We start from the raw sequence: 339 nt of genomic DNA, 5'->3' as shown, positions 1-339 counted from the left end.
TGGTGAGGACGGTTCTAACCGTCCTCACCACTTGCGTGATCGAAGCCGGAACTCGCGTGATCAGCGGCGGAACCTGCGAGTGCGTCATCCAGTCACGCGAGTCACGTGCTTGATCACGCGTGTCACGTCTCTGATCACGCGAGTCACGACTTCGCTCACGCCGCACGTCGCCGACCCACAGGACCACCCTGACCGAAAGGTCACCGCCGCTCCTGCCCGCTTGCCGGTACATGATGGCCCCCTTCCTTGCGCCTAGCGCAAGGAAGGGGGCCATCATGTACTTGAGCCGCCGTGAAGGTCGAGTTTCCTCGGCTGAGCCGAGGACAGGGGGCCTTCACG

This window comes from Amycolatopsis thailandensis (assembly GCF_042723255.1).
Taxonomy (GTDB): Bacteria; Actinomycetota; Actinomycetes; order Mycobacteriales; family Pseudonocardiaceae; genus Amycolatopsis; species Amycolatopsis thailandensis.
Note: the sequence above shows the minus strand (reverse complement) of the source record.